Source organism: Kamptonema formosum PCC 10802 (genome assembly GCF_000332335.1).
GTDB lineage: Bacteria > Cyanobacteriota > Cyanobacteriia > Cyanobacteriales > Oscillatoriaceae > Oscillatoria.
The window spans coordinates 4,261,349-4,277,280 of record NZ_KB235948.1 but is presented as its reverse complement, the minus strand read 5'-3'; the positions used below and the strand labels follow the sequence as shown (position 1 = coordinate 4,277,280).

The following is a 15,932-nucleotide window of genomic DNA, read 5'->3' as shown; positions in this document are numbered from 1 at the left end:
GGTGAGGTACTGAGAAACCCGGTGAGCGTAGGGCGGGTCCTTCCGCCCCGTTCCGGGTTTTAAAGGCCACAGTTCATCCAGCTGAGAACCGCTATACGTTGGAAAACCTGAGCCAATCAAACTGGCTCAGGTTTTTCACAGAAGGAGTTTTATGATTTCGCCGGCCTATTTATAGCCCCGTCAGATGGCGCTGAGATCCAGCACACTCATTAGCAAACTAATTAGCACACTCATTTATTTACCTCCCTCACGCTGCCCGGAGAGAGCATAAATTCTACCTAGAGGAAGATTCCAACTCCTCAGTCGCGATGATAATGTTAATTTAACTGCAAGCGCGCGTTGCCCGTCACCGACCGCGTAGAGGTACTGAGAAACCCGGTTTCTTAAAGAAACCGGGTTTCTGGGGCACTTCATCCAACCGAAACCGCTATAAACATTACTATCTGGTCTTTAATAACCGCTATCTCCCGCAGTACAATCCGCTCCCGGACTTAAATGGCCGGCGCTCCTAAAAGACAGCTCTCAACAGGCAGGCCAAATTCCATGAATCAGTTGAGCGAAGAAGTTTCCCGCAAACTGGAATTGATGCGCAGCGCCCTCAGCGAAACCGGCGCAACCGCCGTGCGGCTGCGCGGCACAGACTGGTTCGCCTGGGCGACGGAGGGCGCAAGCAACACCGTGCTGCTCACCGCTGAAACCGGCATAGCGGAAGTGCTCGTCACCGCCGGCGACGCCTGGGTGCTCACCGATGAGATTGAAGCTAAGCGCTTGCTCGATGAAGAGCTGCCCGCAAATTATCAGCTCGGCGTCAACCCCTGGGCGGATAGCGCCGCCCGCGAGTCTTTCGCCCGCGAAGCCGCCGCCGGCGGAAAGATTCTCAGCGACCGGCCTGCCGGCCACGAAGCCCCACTCCCCCCCTCGCTCTCTTACCACAAAAGAGTGTTAATGTCAAGCGAACTGGAGAGATACCGGCGAGTCGGGCGTTTAGCCAGCGAAGCGATGACCGAAGTCCTCTGTGCCGCCAAACCGGCATGGACAGAGTGGCAGCTTGCCGGTGCCGGCGCTCAGGCGCTGTGGGCGAGAGGGCTGCACCCAGCGCTGACTCTGGTGGCCGGTGAGAGGCGCTTGCCCCTTTACCGGCACGCCACCGCAACGGGAGAGGCGATTGGGCGGGAAGCGATGCTGGTGTTTTGCGCCCGGGGATATGGACTGTACGCCAACCTGACCCGATTTGTCTCATTCGGTGCCCTCTCCGACAAACAAGCCGAATTGCACCGGCACGTCCGCGAAATTGAATCTATCGCCCTGAGTGTCTGCCAGCCAGAAACGCCCCTCAATACCGTTTACGAAGCCCTCGAACAGGCTTACCACCGGCACGGCTATCTCCAAGCAATTCAGGAACACCACCAAGGAGGAACCACCGGCTACTTAGCGCGAGAAATTGTGGCAAATCCCCTCACCAGTGACCCCCTGGCAGAAAACATGGCAGTGGCGTGGAATCCCAGTTTGCCGGGAGCTAAAATTGAAGATACATTTATAATTTTATCAGATGGGAAATTGGAAAATCTCACCCTCGACCCAAATTGGCCGACTGTTGAGGTAGAAGGAAGGTTGCGACCTGTACCCTTGGAGCATTTATGAGCGACTTTCAGCAAATATTTGGCACAGCACCGAAAGCGGAAGCCAGCGCCCCCGGACGGGTGAATTTGCTCGGCGAACACACCGACTACAGCGACGGATTTGTCCTGCCAACAGCGATTCCCCAACACACCACCGTGGGGCTGGGTTTGAGTGCCGACGCCCTGCACCACTTCTACTCGGAACAGTTAGACGAACAGGTGACGGTTTTAGAAAGCGAAGAAACCGACCGCACGCCGTCTGGGTTCGCGAGTTATATATTTGGCTGCGTGCGGATTTTAGAGCGGGAAGGCTACACCATCCCGCACCTGAATCTTTACGTCACTTCTTCGGTGCCGATCGGTTCGGGCTTGTCTAGCAGTGCGGCGCTGGAAGTTGCCACGCTCAGGGGATTGCGAGCGCTGCTGAATTTGCCTCTCGATGACGTGCAAATCGCCCAGATGGCGCAGCAGGCAGAAATCCACTATGCCGGCGTGCAGTGCGGCATTATGGACCAGATGGCGTCGAGCTTAGCCGACACCGAACACATGCTATTTCTCGACACCCGCACGCTGGAATCCCAGGTGCTGCCTTTTCCGAGAGGGGCAGAAGTTGTGGTGATAGATAGCGGCGCACCCCGCACCCTAGCAGCCAGCGGCTACAACGAGCGCCGCGCTGACTGCGAGGAGGCGGCGCGACTTCTGGGAGTGAAAGCGCTCAGAGATATCACAGGGGTTGAAGCTGTGGGAGGGCTGCCCGAACCGCTGCGGCGTCGCGCCCGCCACGTGGTTTCGGAAAATAACCGGGTGCTGGAAGCTGTGCGGGGGGTGCCGGCTGAGCGCTTCGGCGAGCTGATGAACGCTTCCCACGCCAGTTTGCGCGACGATTACGAGGTTTCCGTGCCGGCGCTGGATGCGCTGGTGGGGATTTTGCAAGAAACTCCCGGAGTTTTTGGGGCGCGTCTGACTGGGGCTGGTTTCGGGGGCGCTTGTGTGGCTTTGGTGGCTCAAGGCAAGGCTGGGGAGATGGCAAAAGATGTGCTGGAACGCTACAGCCGTGCCGGTTACGCCGGCAAACTTCTGGTGCCGGCGGTTAGCTAGCAGGAAATAGGGGCTGACAGACGAAACTCCAAAAGCTAAAATAGTATATTGCAGTCGGCAAATAAACTGAATAGGTTTGCAGTGAGGACAGTGGGTCGGGGGGAACGCCTGTCCTACGAGATATAGACGTTGGTACGGCTTCGCCCCAGCCTCAAGGTCTCTGGGACAGGCGTTAGCGTAGCGGCGCGTAAGCGCGACGCCTGTCCTACGTCCTAACCTAACTGCCTACTGCTATACATGTTCCCCGCCGGCAAACACAAAGAGAATTTTCAGTATGCACGCCCCAAAGATTCGACGGATTGGCAATTCTTTAGGAGTGATTTTGCCTAAAGAGGTTTTGCAGAAGCTGAATGTTGGCGAGGGAGACACTGTTTTGGTTAGAGAAACGGCAAATGGAGTCGAACTCACTGCTTGCGATCCTGATTTCGAGGCAGCCATGCAAGCCTTTGGGGAAACCCGCAAAAACTACCGCAACGCCTTTCGTGAATTAGCTAAAGATTGATGGACCGCCGCCGTGAAGGAGCGCCAAGGAAGAGGGAGAGGGTTAAGGTTTCAGGTTTCAGCTAATAGTTTAAGCTGTTAGGCTAATAATGCTGGTTGTTGAAGAAAGGAGGCAGTCACGATGAACTGCGCACACCGCCACCAATGAAAATTGTCGCCAGGGCGGGGCACGGGGGCGCAAGCCCCTACAAGACTATTTTCACGTCAGTAGCCTGAGAACGCTATTCACTCTGGCCGCGAGAGGACGAGAGACCATAGCTGATATCTTTTCCGATTAAATAATTTTCACAAATTCCCGACTTTAGACGGGTTTTGTATATATGCTTTCTTCCGGATATTAGTAAATTTACCCCTTGGCGGCACCGCGCCGGTGCGGCAAATCTGTTTTTCGGGGTGAAATTGCCCCTGCCTGTGGCCATTACCGGCACCGGCACCCTCCCACTCCACCCCAAGACCCGGCAACACGGCCATTTTGGGGGGGCGACTGACCCTAAATGAGATAATTTACGATTAAATAATTTTCACAAATTCCCGACTTTAGACGGGTTTTGTATATATGCTTTCTTCCGGATATTGGAAAATTACTTCGTTCCGGGGCTCTGCCCCGGAACGCCATTCAGGAGGCCGTCACGATCAACTGCGCACACCGCCACCAATGAAAACTCGCTTCGGGCGGCGGACGATCCAGTAGGGCATTAGCCCTACTGCGAACCTTTTCAAGGCAGAGCCTCCAGAGGAGCGCTCCCAGGCAGAGCCCCGGAACGAGGGGACGGCCCAGAAACCCGGTTTCTTAAAGAAACTGGGTTTCTCAGTACCTTACTAATATGAGAAACGCTATAATTATGCCCTCCCCCTTAAAATCGCTGGCACTCGTGGAAGTATCGGGAGAGGGCGCTGTCGAGGGCGGGAAGCAACACGCCGCGCTCGCTGCCGAGAGCGCTGTAGGCAGGGCGGGGGGCGGCGAAACCCAGGTCTCGCATCGGGCGGGGTTCGATACGACCGGCACTGACATTTGCCAGCTTTGCAGCCAGGCGGGCCAGTTCAGCCCAGGCGATTTCGCTGGGGTTGGCGAGGTGCCACACGCCGCACTCGCCGTCAATTAACAGGTCAAGGCTGGTATTTACCAGGTCTGGGACATAAGTGGGCGAGACGACGGCATCCTCTGCAGCGGCGAAAGTCTGCCCAGACGCCAGGGTTCGCAAGGCAATGGTGACGAAGTTGTACTCGTCCCAGGGGCCAAAAAAGGCGCTGGTGCGAATGACGAGCGCTTTTGGCAGCGACTCCAAGACGCGCTTCTCCGCTTCCGCCTTGCTGCGCCCGTACACGCTCAGGGGTGCGACGGCGTAGCTTTCTTTGTAGGGGGTGGTGTGAGCGCCATCGAATACTAAATCTGAGGAGAACGTCAGCAGTTCGATGCCGCGACGAGCGCAAGCTGCAGCGAGCGTGGCCGCCCCCTCGGTGTTGGCGCGCCGGCACGCTTCGGGAAAGCGCTCGGCATCGTCCACGCGAACGTAGCCAGCAGCATTGACAACCGCCCAGGGATTCAATTCGCCAAGCACTCTGCCCACAGAGGCGGGGTCAGCAATATCCATCTCTTGGCGCGCCAGCAGGCGGTAAGGAATGCCCCGCCTGTCGCACATTCTGGCAAAAGCGCTGCCAAGGGTGCCTGCCGCACCGGCAATCGCCAGGGGGCGAACCGGTTTTGGATTTGGGATTTTGGAGTTTGGATGTTCAGGCGGCGAGCCGGTTTCCGAACATTTTGATTGCACAAAATCGAACAGCCGGTCGGGCCGGTGCCACCACCCGGGCGCGGCGAGAAGGGGGTGGTTGGGATCTCGCCCCGCCGACAGGTCGCGCAGCATTTTGGCCAGGGCGGTGGGGCGGGGGCGAGCTCCGCGCACGTCAAAGACGCCGGACTCGTAGTGCCCTGCGGCGCGAGTCAGCAGAGTGTTCCAGTCGTAGGAGCCGAGGAGCGCCCAAGCGGTGACAGCACGCACGTCCGCACCCTGGCGGCGCAGACTCTGTGCGGTGTCCCAAATTTCTTTCAGCCAGCGCATCTGCTCCTCGCGGGTGCAGCCGGCGTGGACTTCTGTCACCGCCACCGGCAGCTTGTAGCGCTCCCACGCCTCTGGGATCAGCGCGAGGGGGCCGGCGGGCCCCTCGGCCATGACGCGCACCGCTTCCACGTCGGCGTAGCTGTGCTGGCCATTTCCCCCGTGCGACCAAATGGGGTAGCGCTCCAAGCGCTCATCCAGAAAGCGCTCGCTCGTCAGGTAGTGGTTGAGCCCGAGCAAGTCAGGCGGGCAAGGGTTCTCCAGAAACCAGTTGAGTTCAGCCTCACTCACATCCCTGGAGCGCAGGTAAGCCCACATTGGGCTGTCGGGCTTGAGGCGACCGCACAGCAGGTCAAAACTCAGCCAGCGGCGCTCGTTCTCAAACTCTGCCTGATAGGCGAGGGGGGGCGTGCTGTGGGTTTTGCCCAAGTCCTCAGTCTGCACCAGCCTTGCGGCGGGATTGACCTTGCGGATGGCCCGCACCGCCAGCACAGTGGCGCGGCACTGCGCCAGCAGCGCCCGGGCAAAGGTTCGCCCTTCGCGCCCGTGGGGGTACCAGTGACCGTACAGCCCGCTGAATCGCGCCGTGGTCAGCGGTTCATTGATCGGGGTGTAATCTGTAACCCAAGGATAGCGCTCCGCAACCGCCCGGGCGAACTGGGTGAATTTTTGGGGGAAGGCTGGATCGGTGAGGCTAGTATAGCGCGGGCCGCTGCCGTGGTGAAGCAGCCCCAGGATCGGGCGAATGCCCAGCTGGCGCAAGCGCAGCAGGCGCTCGTCCGCCCACGACCAGTCAGCGCTCTCCAGCCCCTCGGGCGCAATGCGCTCCCACAGCACCGGGTAGCGCAGGGCGCGGACGCCCAGTTCGGCGAACCGGTCGAGGTCATCCAAACGCGCCGCGTGCCCGTTTCGCTCCAGCTGGTCGAAATATTCGTCGCCAACGCGGTTCACCGTACACTCTACGCCGGCCCACACCTCCAGAGGCGGGAGATTAACTGGCTCTAAACTCATCCTAGCGCCCTCCTTAAAGCGTTTTGTATTACTTGAATCAGAATGATAAGTTTTGCTAACTTTTGTTTTTGGCTGCGTAACGATTTGGCAAATCTGCCTAAATAAAAGGCAAAAATCCCAGTCAGGGCGAATCACCGTTCGCCTTCACTTCCAGACTACCCTGTTCCGAAAGCTCCTGACCCGCTTGTGCGATTGCATTTTTTTTGCATATATTTATATTTTAATTATTAGCCACAACCTGATCGCAAAAACTGAAAAATCAAAATTACAACCCAGGCTTCAATGAAAAGTAACGGCACAACAGTGGGAGGCAGCCCCCCCAGCTTCCTTGCAAGCAACTTCTCTTGAATCGGAGGATAGCCGTCAGTCGTGCTGTCCACAACTGCATCTTTTGCTTCTTTCGGTGCGTTGAGCAGGCTGGCATAAGCGCTAAACAGAAAAGACTGGGAGATGACAAGCCAATTTACTCTTTGGTTCAGCAAGTCATTCTCACTGCTAATTTGGTTGCAAATTACCTCGTAAATTTCGGCAGCCCTTTTTGGCTTGGACTGCCCGTTGCGCTCGTCTTGCTGTTGGAGAAGCATAAAATTTTCCGGTCAGGAGGCTGAAGTGCGAGTTTCCGCCAAATATAGCGGTTCTCAGTTGGATGAACTAGGGCCCAGAAACCCGGTAGGGGCGGTCTCCGTGGGTGGCACATTGGTGTCAACTTAAGCTGTGTCCCGTAGTCTCCCGGCGGTTGAAACCGCAGCTATACAGACAAAACCCGCCTGCGCGGGTTTGAAAAGTCCCGCTCTAGTCCCGCTCTTCTCTTAAGTCCGCGAAGGCGGACTTCGTTTGTATAGCCGCGATTTCAATCGCCAGGAGCTTAAGTTGACACGCTTTGGCACGGGGGCACCGCCCCTACGCTCACCGGGTTTCTCAGTACCTCACTAATACGAGAAACGCTATAAGTCAGCCACCAGCGGGGAATGGGCGACTCGCCCATCCCCGAGCTGGGAGCGAATTAGAAACCATTACGAGAACATTGAACTCTCATTTTTCCTGCTTTTAGATTAGCGGGCGGCGACTGCGGTTTCCAATCGCTGTTTGCTGCCGATTTGGCTGTAGACGGTGAGAGCCTGAGCCACGACCTGATCCATGTTGTAATACTTGTAGGTCGCCAGCCGGCCCACGAAATACACCCCAGCAGTCGCATCCGCAAGCGCCTTGTATTTCTTGTAAATTTCGCTGTTTTCCGGACGCGGCACGGGGTAGTACGGGTCGCCCTCACTGCGAGGGAATTCGTAGACGATGCTGGTTTTGGGATGCTCCTGTCCGGTGAGATATTTGAACTCCGTGATGCGGGTGTACAAATATTCGTTGGGATAGTTGACTACGGGCGCGAGCTGGTACACCGGCATGTGGTGGGTTTCGTGCTTGAACTCCAGGGACCGGTAGGGCAGCTTGCCATAGCGACAGTCGAAGTATTCATCGATGGGGCCGGTGTAAATAGTCTCGCGGCACGGAATCGCTCTCACCACTTCCCGGTAATCGGTGTTGAGCATAATTTTGATGTTCGGGTGCGCCAGCATGCGCTCGAACATCCGGGTGTAGCCGAAAAGCGGCATCGCCTGGTAGGTGTCGGTGAAATACCGGCTGTCGCGGTTGGTGCGGGTTGGGATGCGCGCGATAACTGACTTGTCGAGTTCCGATGGATCTAGCCCCCACTGTTTGCGGGTGTAGTTGCGGAAAAACTTCTCGTACAGTTCCCGACCGACTTTGCTGACTACCACATCTTCTGAGTTGCGGATGTACTCTTTTGGCTCTGCCACTTTGGCGAAGAACTCCTCAACTTGGAAGGAGTTGAGATTCAGTCCATACAGCTTGTTGATCGTGTCGAGGTTGATAGGAATGGGCACGAGCTGGCCGTCCACACTGGCGAGGACGCGGTGCTGGTAAGAGCGCCATTCGGTAAATTGTGAGAGGTACTCGAAGACTTCCCGGGAGTTGGTGTGGAAGATATGCGGGCCGTATTTGTGGGTGAGAATGCCGGCATTGTCGTAGCAATCGTAAGCATTGCCGCCGATATGGTTGCGCCGGTCAACGACCAGCACTTTTTTGCCAGACTGGCTGGCGAGTCGCTCTGCAATCACGCTCCCAGAAAAGCCGGCTCCCACAATCAGGAAATCGAACAAGCAGTCTCGGGTTAGAATGTTGGGGGGCGGCTGGATACCTGTAAACTCGCCGGTTTTGCCGCCGGCTGCTGGGGATTTGGCAGCAATTGCTGAGTCGATCAGCTGGAGCATTGACGACCAAGTGCGCTCCCAAGAGGTCTGTTCGAGGAAAGCATCAACTTTTGCCAGCCATCCTGACTCTTTGGTGTCTTCTTTTATGGCGGCTTCAGCGGCGGCAACGAACTCGGCAGGAGTGTCGGCAATGCGGACTAATTTTTCTTGGCCGTAGGGGCGAACAACGTCGCGAATTGAGGTGGAGACAACCGGCTTGCCGGCAGCCAGGTATTCGGGGGTTTTTGTGGGGCTGATGAAGCGAGTTGACTCGTTGCGCGCGAAAGTCAGCATCGCCACATCCCAGCCGGCTAGATAGTTCGGCAGCTCTTTATAGTCTTTACCGCCGAGGTAGTGAATGTTGTCGCACTGCGGCAACGTGGCGGGGTCTATTTTGACCACCGGCCCAATCATCACAAAATGCCAGTCGGGTCGCGCTTCTGCAATGCCGGCGAGCAATTCGATATCCATCCGCTCGTCAATAACCCCAAAGAATCCCAGGCGCGGGTGGGGGATGTTTGCCTGATCGGCTGGGTCTTTTTTAATGGTTCTCGCTAAACCGAAGTGCGCTACATCTACGCTGCTGGGAAAGGCGTAGGCGTTGGGGTGCTGGCTGCGCTTGGCTTCGTAAAGGCTCTGCCCGCCGGTGAACACTAAATCGGCTCGTTTGAACAGTTCCGCTTCCCACTCTTTGAGGAGGGGTGGAGCGCCTTTGAACGCAGAAAGCTCGTCCATACAGTCGTACACGACAGCCACCGGCTGCAGGTGGCGCGTAAAGCCCAGCGCCATTGGCGTGTAGTACCACAAAATGTACTTGCGAATCGACATCTGGGCGAAGAAATTGTCGAGCAGCTCTTGGATGGCGGCTTCCACTGCTTCGTAACTCATCCCTTCTTTCAGGTGCGGAACTGCAACCCAAACCCCACTCGCGTGGAAACTGACATCCAGTCGCGCTGCAGCTTCGGGGATAAAAATCGGCTCCTCGATGAAAAACACCCGCCGTCCTTTGGCACACCGGCTGAGAAGATGTTGCGGTCTTTGATAGACGAAATTCCACCGCAAATGAGACAGGCAAACAAGATCGGGCGTATCGGTCAGAGCCGGCATGACTTTGAAGTCACTGCTCGACGGCTGCCAAGTCGAGCGCGGCGCTTGCGAAGTCGGGTGCTGCTTCTGGGACGCGCCATTGCTGCCATTGCCATTTTTTATTTGAGCTTCTTGTGGGGACATAGGCTATTTCAAATCTTCCTTCTTTGTTGAGTGAGTATTCGGAAGCAGCTTTATTCAAAATCCGCCAAATTTAGCCTCGCGCCGAGCTAGCTGAGAGGCTTAAAAATCAGGCTCTCACAAAGAGCGCTCGCAATGAACGCTCGCACTTCTGGTCGCGCCGCACGCTTAGCAGGAGAATCCCTGCTGTCTGACTGGATGGGAACTTCCAAGGCTGTTTTCCATTCCTTATTTTTCTGTCACTGTCTCTTACTGTACTCAATCTGTTCTTGATATACTTCTACCCGGCGAACGAGAGTGTTTCTATCGGAAGCATGGATTTTATATTAAGCGGCTATGTCTTAGTGGATACAAAAACTCGGGGCAAAATGGCAACAAATCGCCCCAGACGGTGCGGGGGCGGTATCGCGCTGCCAGAACTTGGGTTAAATTTCGCCAGATTCTGGCAAAATTGCGCCACAGGTGCGATTCCGCAGCTCGCCGGTGGCAATTTCGAGCGCTCTGGTGCGGAATCTTTTACCTATTCCCAAAGGAAGAGGGGCGAGGAAATGGGGAAATGGGGAAATGGGAGGCGGTGCCGGTTAAAATTCTCAAGAGGGTGTTTATTATAAAGTCATTGTTTAGGCCGAGTGGGGCCAGAAACCGGTATAGAAACCGGGGTTCTTCCAGAAAGCCGGTTTCTCGTGACTGAGGTACTGAGAAACCCGGTTTCTTTAAGAAACCGGGTTTCTTCGCTATAAATGACCTCTAAACCCCGTGCTGTCTCGCCCGATCGCAGCCGTCAGGTATTTGTCTCGCGGAGCAGCTTTTTCCGAACCCCATCAAACGTGGAGTGCCAGTGAAGGCAAAAAATCCCATGAAATCCTATTGGTTACGTCTGACAGCCACTCTCTTGGCTATCCTGTGCGGGTGGCTGATTGCCGGTGGAACGCCACTCGCTTTTGCAAGAAGTGAACCGGCAGAAATTTACCAGTACCGGCCATTTCACAGTCCAGACGGAATTGGCAAATTCTACATGAAGCGAGAAATCGCTCAAGTGATGGGACATCAGGGAGCCGGCTGGCTGGAGCGAGCGTCTCGCGAGAGTGAGGAGCAGCCTTCTAAAGTGGTGAGCGCCCTGAATCTCAAGCCAACCGATGTTGTGGCGGATATTGGAGCCGGCACCGGCTATTTCAGTTTTCGCATCGCCCCCCTAGTGCCACAAGGAAAAGTCCTCGCAGTGGACATTCAGCCGGAGATGCTCGACATTATTGAATTCTTCAAAACCGAAAAAAAGATTGCCAGCGTCGAGCCGGTTTTAGGCCGCCTGACTTCCCCCAACCTTCCAGAATCAAGCGTTGACTTAGCGCTCATGGTGGATGCCTACCACGAGTTTGAGTGTCCAAAAGAGATGGTGGAAGGAGTGGTGCGAGCTCTCAAACCGGGCGGGCGTGCGGTTCTCGTGGAGTACCGGGGCGAGAATCCTTTCATCCCCATCAAAGCGCTCCACAAAATGACCCAGAAGCAAGTGCGCCAAGAAATGGCGGCGGTGGGGCTGTCTTGGGTGGAAACCAACAGTTCCTTACCCCAGCAGCATATTCTGATCTTCCAGAAGTAGGGTGCGTGACGCTGCGCGTCACCCACCTCACACCGAGGGGAAGCCGCGCATGTAAAAAAAAGGCGTAGGACAGGCGTCCCGCCTGTCCTATTTTCAACCCAGAGTTCAAAGAAACCCGGTTTCTCCCTTTTCAATATCACCGGCGAGAGCCGGCACGCCCGGTATTCCCCTTATCTGGCGACCGCATCGACAAGCCAATCCGCTTCAATTTCTCATTCACTTCCAGCACCCGCACCTTCACAACCTGCCCCACTTTCACCACCTTCTTGGGGTCGTCAACAAAGCGGTCAGCCAGCTGCGAAATATGCACCAAACCGTCCTGGTGCACTCCTATATCCACGAACGCGCCAAAATTCGCCACATTCGTAACAATTCCCTCCAGCTCCATGCCAACCGTTAAGTCTTTAATTTCCTTAACGCCTTCTTTGAAGGTGGCATACTTGAACTGAGCGCGCGGGTCCCTTCCCGGCTTTTCCAGTTCGCCCATTATATCGCGAAGTGTGGGCAAACCGACAGTATCGCTGACATATTTCTTCAGATTGACCGACTTGAGCCGCTCAGCCGCCTGCGCTATCTTATCCAGCGCCACACCGGCATCCTTAGCAATCGCCTCCACCACAGAATAGCTCTCCGGGTGCACCGCCGTATTGTCCAGCGGATTGTCTCCGCCGCGAATCCTCAAAAAGCCCGCCGCCTGCTCAAATGTTTTCGGTCCCAGCTTGGACACCTTGAGCAGCTCCCGGCGATTTTTGAAAGCGCCGCGCTCGTTGCGATAGGCGACAATATTTTTGGCAACAGTTGGGCTAATCCCAGACACAAAGGTCAAAAGTTCCTTCGAGGCGGTGTTCAGATTCACGCCCACATAGTTCACGCAGCTTTCAACCGTCTCGTCTAGCTTTTTCTTGAGCAATTTTTGGTCAACGTCGTGCTGGTACTGTCCCACCCCAATCGACTTCGGGTCAATCTTAACCAGCTCCGCCAGTGGGTCTTGCAACCGGCGTCCGATGCTGATCGCGCCCCGCACAGTCAGGTCCAGTTCCGGAAACTCGTCTCGCGCCACATCCGAAGCGGAATAAATCGACGCGCCCGACTCATTCACTATCACTTTCACCGGCTTGCGGTCCAGCGCCGCCAGCACCTCAGAAATAAACTCATCCGTCTCGCGGGAAGCCGTACCGTTCCCAATCGCAATCAGCTCAATCCTGTACTTCTCAACCAGACTCTTAACAGTGCCGGCAGCCTGAGTTCGCTGCGCCGCACTTTGGTGGGGGAAAACCGTCTGGTATTCCAAAAATTTCCCCGTTTCGTCGAGAACAGCAACCTTGCAGCCGGTGCGAAATCCCGGGTCGATTCCCAACGTCGGTTTCATGCCGGCGGGAGCCGACAGCAGCAGCTCGCGCAGATTCTCCTCAAAGGTCTTAATTGACTCCACATCCGCACCGGCTTTCCTGTCGGATCGCACTTCAGTCGTCAGGGAGGTTTTCATCAGCCGGCTGAAGGCGTCCTCCAGCATCTGCTGGTAAAACTCCCGCACCGCCGGCACCTTCGTCTTAATCTCCTGCGCCTGCAAATAAGATAGCACAGCCGACTCGTCAAAGTCAAGCTCCAAGGCCAGCACTCCCTCAGCCTCACCCCGCAGCAGCGCCAGCATATTGTGCGGCGCAACATCTCTCACCTTAACCTGAAAGTTGCGGTACATCTCGAACTTTGTGCTGCCCTCGGGACACTCATCTTTTATCCGCGAAACGAAACTCCCCGATTGCATCAAGTAGTCTCGCAGGTAAGCCCGCAACTCTGCCTTTTCCGAGACTTCTTCCGCTAAAATATCAGAAGCGCCTTTCAGAGCGTCCCCTACCGTCAGGACCCCTTTCTCCTCCGAGACATATTTCGCGGCTTCCTCTTCCAGAGATGCCGGTTTGGCGCTGGGACTATTCAGCGACTTGACAAACTCCGCCAGCGGTTCTAAGCCTTTTTCGCGAGCCGCCGTTGCGCGGGTGCGCCGTTTCGGTTTATAAGGGAGGTAGATATCTTCGAGTTCCGTTTTTTGCAGGCAGGATTCGATTTTGTCTTTCAGCTCATCCGTGAGCTTCCCTTGCGAGGCGATCGCCTCCAGAATTGCCGCCTTGCGCTCCTCAAGCTCCACCAGATACCTGTGTCGCTCAGAGAGATTGCGAAGCTGGATTTCGTCCAGAGAGCCGGTGCGCTCTTTGCGGTAGCGAGCGATAAAAGGAATTGTCGCCCCCTCGGCGAAAAGTTCGAGCGCATTTTGAACTTGAGAGGGCTTCAGAGATAGCTCATCAGCCAGAATTTTAGGAATGTTCAGCATCGAGTGCGAGTAAAAGCGATTGCCAGTGGGTAATTTTGCGGATAAAATTAAGCGTAAACTGTTCAGCCCCACCCCCTGCAACTCCGCGCCGGCGGGGAGGGGAGTCAATATATCTCATCTATCCCCCCTCCCGGTTAACGGGGAGGGGGCACAGGACAGGCGTCTCGCCTGTCCCTCTGGGAGTGGGAGGGGGGGTGGGGTTTTCAGATCGCCTACTTATTTTACACATTTGTCTCCCAAAAAAGTGCTGCTATTGGTTCATGTCTGGCTGACAAATGCCGCCAGATATTTGTAATCTTGTAACTGAATCGGTCGGCGGACCAGACCGATTGCCCGAAAACCAAGAGTGAGAGGCAGCAGCCTCCCGAGTATTAACAATTATGAAAAATATCAGCCGTCTCAAACCGTGGCACCGGCTTATTGCGTTGCTCGCCCTGTGCCTCTCCCTGACCGCCGGCAATTCACCACCGGCATTTGCTTCTGTCCACACTTACCCCGAATCCCCCACACAAGTGATGTATCGCTCGCTACAAACCCTGCGCGATGCCACAGACAGAGCGTGGCAAACCGTACTCTACAAGCGACTCAAATCGGCTCAACTAGACTCCGTGCGCCTGCGCCTGGTGGGATTTCCCGGCATAGGCGAATTAGCTCACCCCGCACCCTTGCGGATAGCCACCGGCACCGGCCAAGTGTGGGCAGCCCCCAATGTCTGGGCTGACTCATCCCTCCCCGCCAACGTTGGAGAGTACGACTTCCTGGAAGTCATGGCCCAGTTGGATTCAGACACCCCCCTGCGGCTGTCGCTACCCCTAAAAAACAGCCGCCCAGTCGAACTCCTCGTCCCACCCTTTGCCGTGCACGAGTGGCGGAAAGTTTTCCAACTGCAAGAAATCACACCCAACCAACAGCAATAAGTATTTCTCCCCCCTCTTCTTCCTTGGCGTCCTCGGCGTCTACCCTGCGGGAAGCCGCTGGCGCGTCTATGGCGGTTCAAAAACCCAATCACGACCCCAGCGAGCCCAGCCGCTCAAACAACCTAGCCACCTTCCCCAAATCCTTGTCCCCCGGCGCGCGCTCCACACCGCTGGACAAATCAATCCCGTCGGGGCTCACTTGACTGAGCGCCTCCAGCACATTCTCTGGCGTCAGCCCACCGGCAAGCAGCCAGGGGCAGGTGGGGCGAAACTGCCGCAGCGTTGACCAGTCCAGGGTTTTGCCGGTGCCCCCCAACTGCTCGGGATGGTAAGCGTCCAGCAGCAGGGTATGGGCTGGCCCGGCGTAACCGGCAGCCGCAGTTAAAGCCAAGGGCGTCCGCACTCTCACCGCTTTGAGGATCTCCACACCGGCAAGCGCCTGGCGCAACTCCCCGCAAAATTCCGCCGGCTCGTCGCCGTGCAGCTGCACGCCGGTCAGTCCGGCACCCGCCACCACTTGACAAATTTCTTCTTTTGTGCTATTGGCAAACACCCCAATTCGGTCCACCGGCACCGGCAGGCGCTCCACCACCGCCCGAATCGCCGCCGGCGTCACGTAGCGGGGGGAAGCCGGCACGCAGATAAACCCTAAAGCTGTTGCCCCCAGATCGGCAATGGCCTCACCCTGCTCTGGTTTGGTAATTCCGCAAATTTTGACCCGCATCAGCGCCCCTCAGTCCCGGTGAATTGTGTAGATTTGTAGCAAAAATTTACCTTTATGTAAAGATTTTATACAAAATTTAGGGTTTATCGAGCAAAACTTTATACTTTGTCTAACTTGTACACCTTTACGAATGCAGGGGATAGAAGCATGATTTACTCTACGTTACTCTTGGCATCCACAGTGCCCGCCACACCCACCTGGTCTCCGAGTGTGGGTCTGGTGATGATTCTTTCCAATCTTTTTGCCATCGCCATCGGCTACTATGCTATCAAGAATCGCGGCGCTGGCCCGTCTTTGCCCCTTCCCTTGCCCGGACTGTTTGCCGGCTTTGGCTGGCCTGAATTGCTGGCCACCACCAGCTTTGGCCACGTGCTCGGTGCCGGTTTCATCTTGGGGCTGAGCAACGCCGGCGTCCTGTAGGATTTGGGCAGCGCTAATTTCTAATGGTTAATTGTTAATTGGCAATAAAATAATGCCATTAACCATTAACCATTAGCAGGCCGGCTTATCAATTAAAAATTAAAAATTAAAAATTAAGAAAGGATTCTTCCATTCCTTTTTATAGATGCTGTTGCCAAATTGGCAATCTAAAAT

Annotated in this window: 13 protein-coding genes; 7 read left to right on the top strand and 6 right to left on the bottom strand. The window is 55.9% G+C overall.

The window, feature by feature from the left end; genetic code table 11:
* Window positions 1-543 precede the first annotated feature (543 nt).
* The 3 genes from OSC10802_RS0118530 to OSC10802_RS0118520 all read left to right on the top strand — a co-directional run bounded on the left by OSC10802_RS0118530 (window position 544) and on the right by OSC10802_RS0118520 (window position 3,219).
* Entirely contained in the window at window positions 544-1,641 is a 1,098-nt protein-coding gene (locus tag OSC10802_RS0118530; RefSeq protein WP_017718266.1) for a M24 family metallopeptidase, read from the top strand.
* Window positions 1,638-2,717, top strand: coding sequence for a galactokinase (gene galK, locus OSC10802_RS0118525; protein WP_017718265.1), 1,080 nt, complete (start codon window positions 1,638-1,640; stop codon window positions 2,715-2,717). Before OSC10802_RS0118530 ends, galK begins: the two co-directional genes overlap by 4 nt.
* Before the next feature lie 274 nt (window positions 2,718-2,991).
* Window positions 2,992-3,219 carry an AbrB/MazE/SpoVT family DNA-binding domain-containing protein gene (locus OSC10802_RS0118520; RefSeq protein ID WP_017718264.1) on the top strand — a complete coding sequence of 76 codons (228 nt, stop codon included), beginning with the start codon at window positions 2,992-2,994 and terminating at the stop codon, window positions 3,217-3,219.
* A 284-nt stretch (window positions 3,220-3,503) separates the two neighbouring features.
* On the opposite strand, the gene OSC10802_RS50295 is transcribed toward OSC10802_RS0118520, so the two are convergent.
* The 4 genes from OSC10802_RS50295 to glf form a co-directional block, all read right to left on the bottom strand.
* Window positions 3,504-3,689 (bottom strand): hypothetical protein, encoded by a 186-nt coding sequence (locus OSC10802_RS50295; protein WP_017718263.1) that lies wholly within the window; start codon window positions 3,687-3,689, stop codon window positions 3,504-3,506.
* A gap of 383 nt (window positions 3,690-4,072) precedes the next feature.
* Complete coding sequence (locus OSC10802_RS0118510) at window positions 4,073-6,283, bottom strand: SDR family oxidoreductase (RefSeq protein ID WP_017718262.1); 2,211 nt, start codon at window positions 6,281-6,283, stop codon at window positions 4,073-4,075.
* Between the two features lie 227 nt (window positions 6,284-6,510).
* Window positions 6,511-6,867, bottom strand: a complete 357-nt coding sequence (locus OSC10802_RS0118505) for a hypothetical protein (RefSeq protein WP_017718261.1) — start codon at window positions 6,865-6,867, stop codon at window positions 6,511-6,513.
* A gap of 468 nt (window positions 6,868-7,335) precedes the next feature.
* On the bottom strand, window positions 7,336-9,777 hold the full coding sequence (gene glf / locus OSC10802_RS0118500) for a UDP-galactopyranose mutase (protein WP_017718260.1): 2,442 nt from the start codon (window positions 9,775-9,777) through the stop codon (window positions 7,336-7,338).
* A gap of 459 nt (window positions 9,778-10,236) precedes the next feature.
* Between glf and OSC10802_RS55720 the strand changes: the two genes are divergently transcribed.
* Both OSC10802_RS55720 and OSC10802_RS0118495 read left to right on the top strand, forming a co-directional pair.
* Complete coding sequence (locus OSC10802_RS55720) at window positions 10,237-10,359, top strand: hypothetical protein (protein ID WP_255349152.1); 123 nt, start codon at window positions 10,237-10,239, stop codon at window positions 10,357-10,359.
* A gap of 271 nt (window positions 10,360-10,630) precedes the next feature.
* A complete protein-coding gene (locus OSC10802_RS0118495) occupies window positions 10,631-11,371 on the top strand; it encodes a class I SAM-dependent methyltransferase (RefSeq protein ID WP_017718259.1) in 741 nt (246 codons plus the stop codon).
* Between the two features lie 136 nt (window positions 11,372-11,507).
* On the opposite strand, the gene OSC10802_RS40785 is transcribed toward OSC10802_RS0118495, so the two are convergent.
* The gene (locus OSC10802_RS40785; protein ID WP_044171189.1) at window positions 11,508-13,697 is read right to left on the bottom strand and encodes a Tex family protein; all 2,190 of its coding nucleotides are present in this window, start codon (window positions 13,695-13,697) and stop codon (window positions 11,508-11,510) included.
* 380 nt (window positions 13,698-14,077) lie between these two features.
* Between OSC10802_RS40785 and OSC10802_RS0118485 the strand changes: the two genes are divergently transcribed.
* Window positions 14,078-14,614, top strand: coding sequence for a DUF3122 domain-containing protein (locus OSC10802_RS0118485; RefSeq protein ID WP_017718257.1), 537 nt, complete (start codon window positions 14,078-14,080; stop codon window positions 14,612-14,614).
* 88 nt (window positions 14,615-14,702) lie between these two features.
* Here OSC10802_RS0118485 and OSC10802_RS0118480 read toward each other — a convergent pair whose 3' ends face one another.
* Window positions 14,703-15,338: a phosphoribosylanthranilate isomerase gene (locus OSC10802_RS0118480; RefSeq protein ID WP_017718256.1), complete on the bottom strand. Its 636-nt coding sequence runs from the start codon at window positions 15,336-15,338 to the stop codon at window positions 14,703-14,705.
* Between the two features lie 147 nt (window positions 15,339-15,485).
* Here OSC10802_RS0118480 and psaK point away from each other — a divergent pair, with 147 nt between their 5' ends.
* Window positions 15,486-15,758 (top strand): photosystem I reaction center subunit PsaK, encoded by a 273-nt coding sequence (psaK, locus tag OSC10802_RS0118475; RefSeq protein ID WP_017718255.1) that lies wholly within the window; start codon window positions 15,486-15,488, stop codon window positions 15,756-15,758.
* Window positions 15,759-15,932 lie beyond the last annotated feature (174 nt).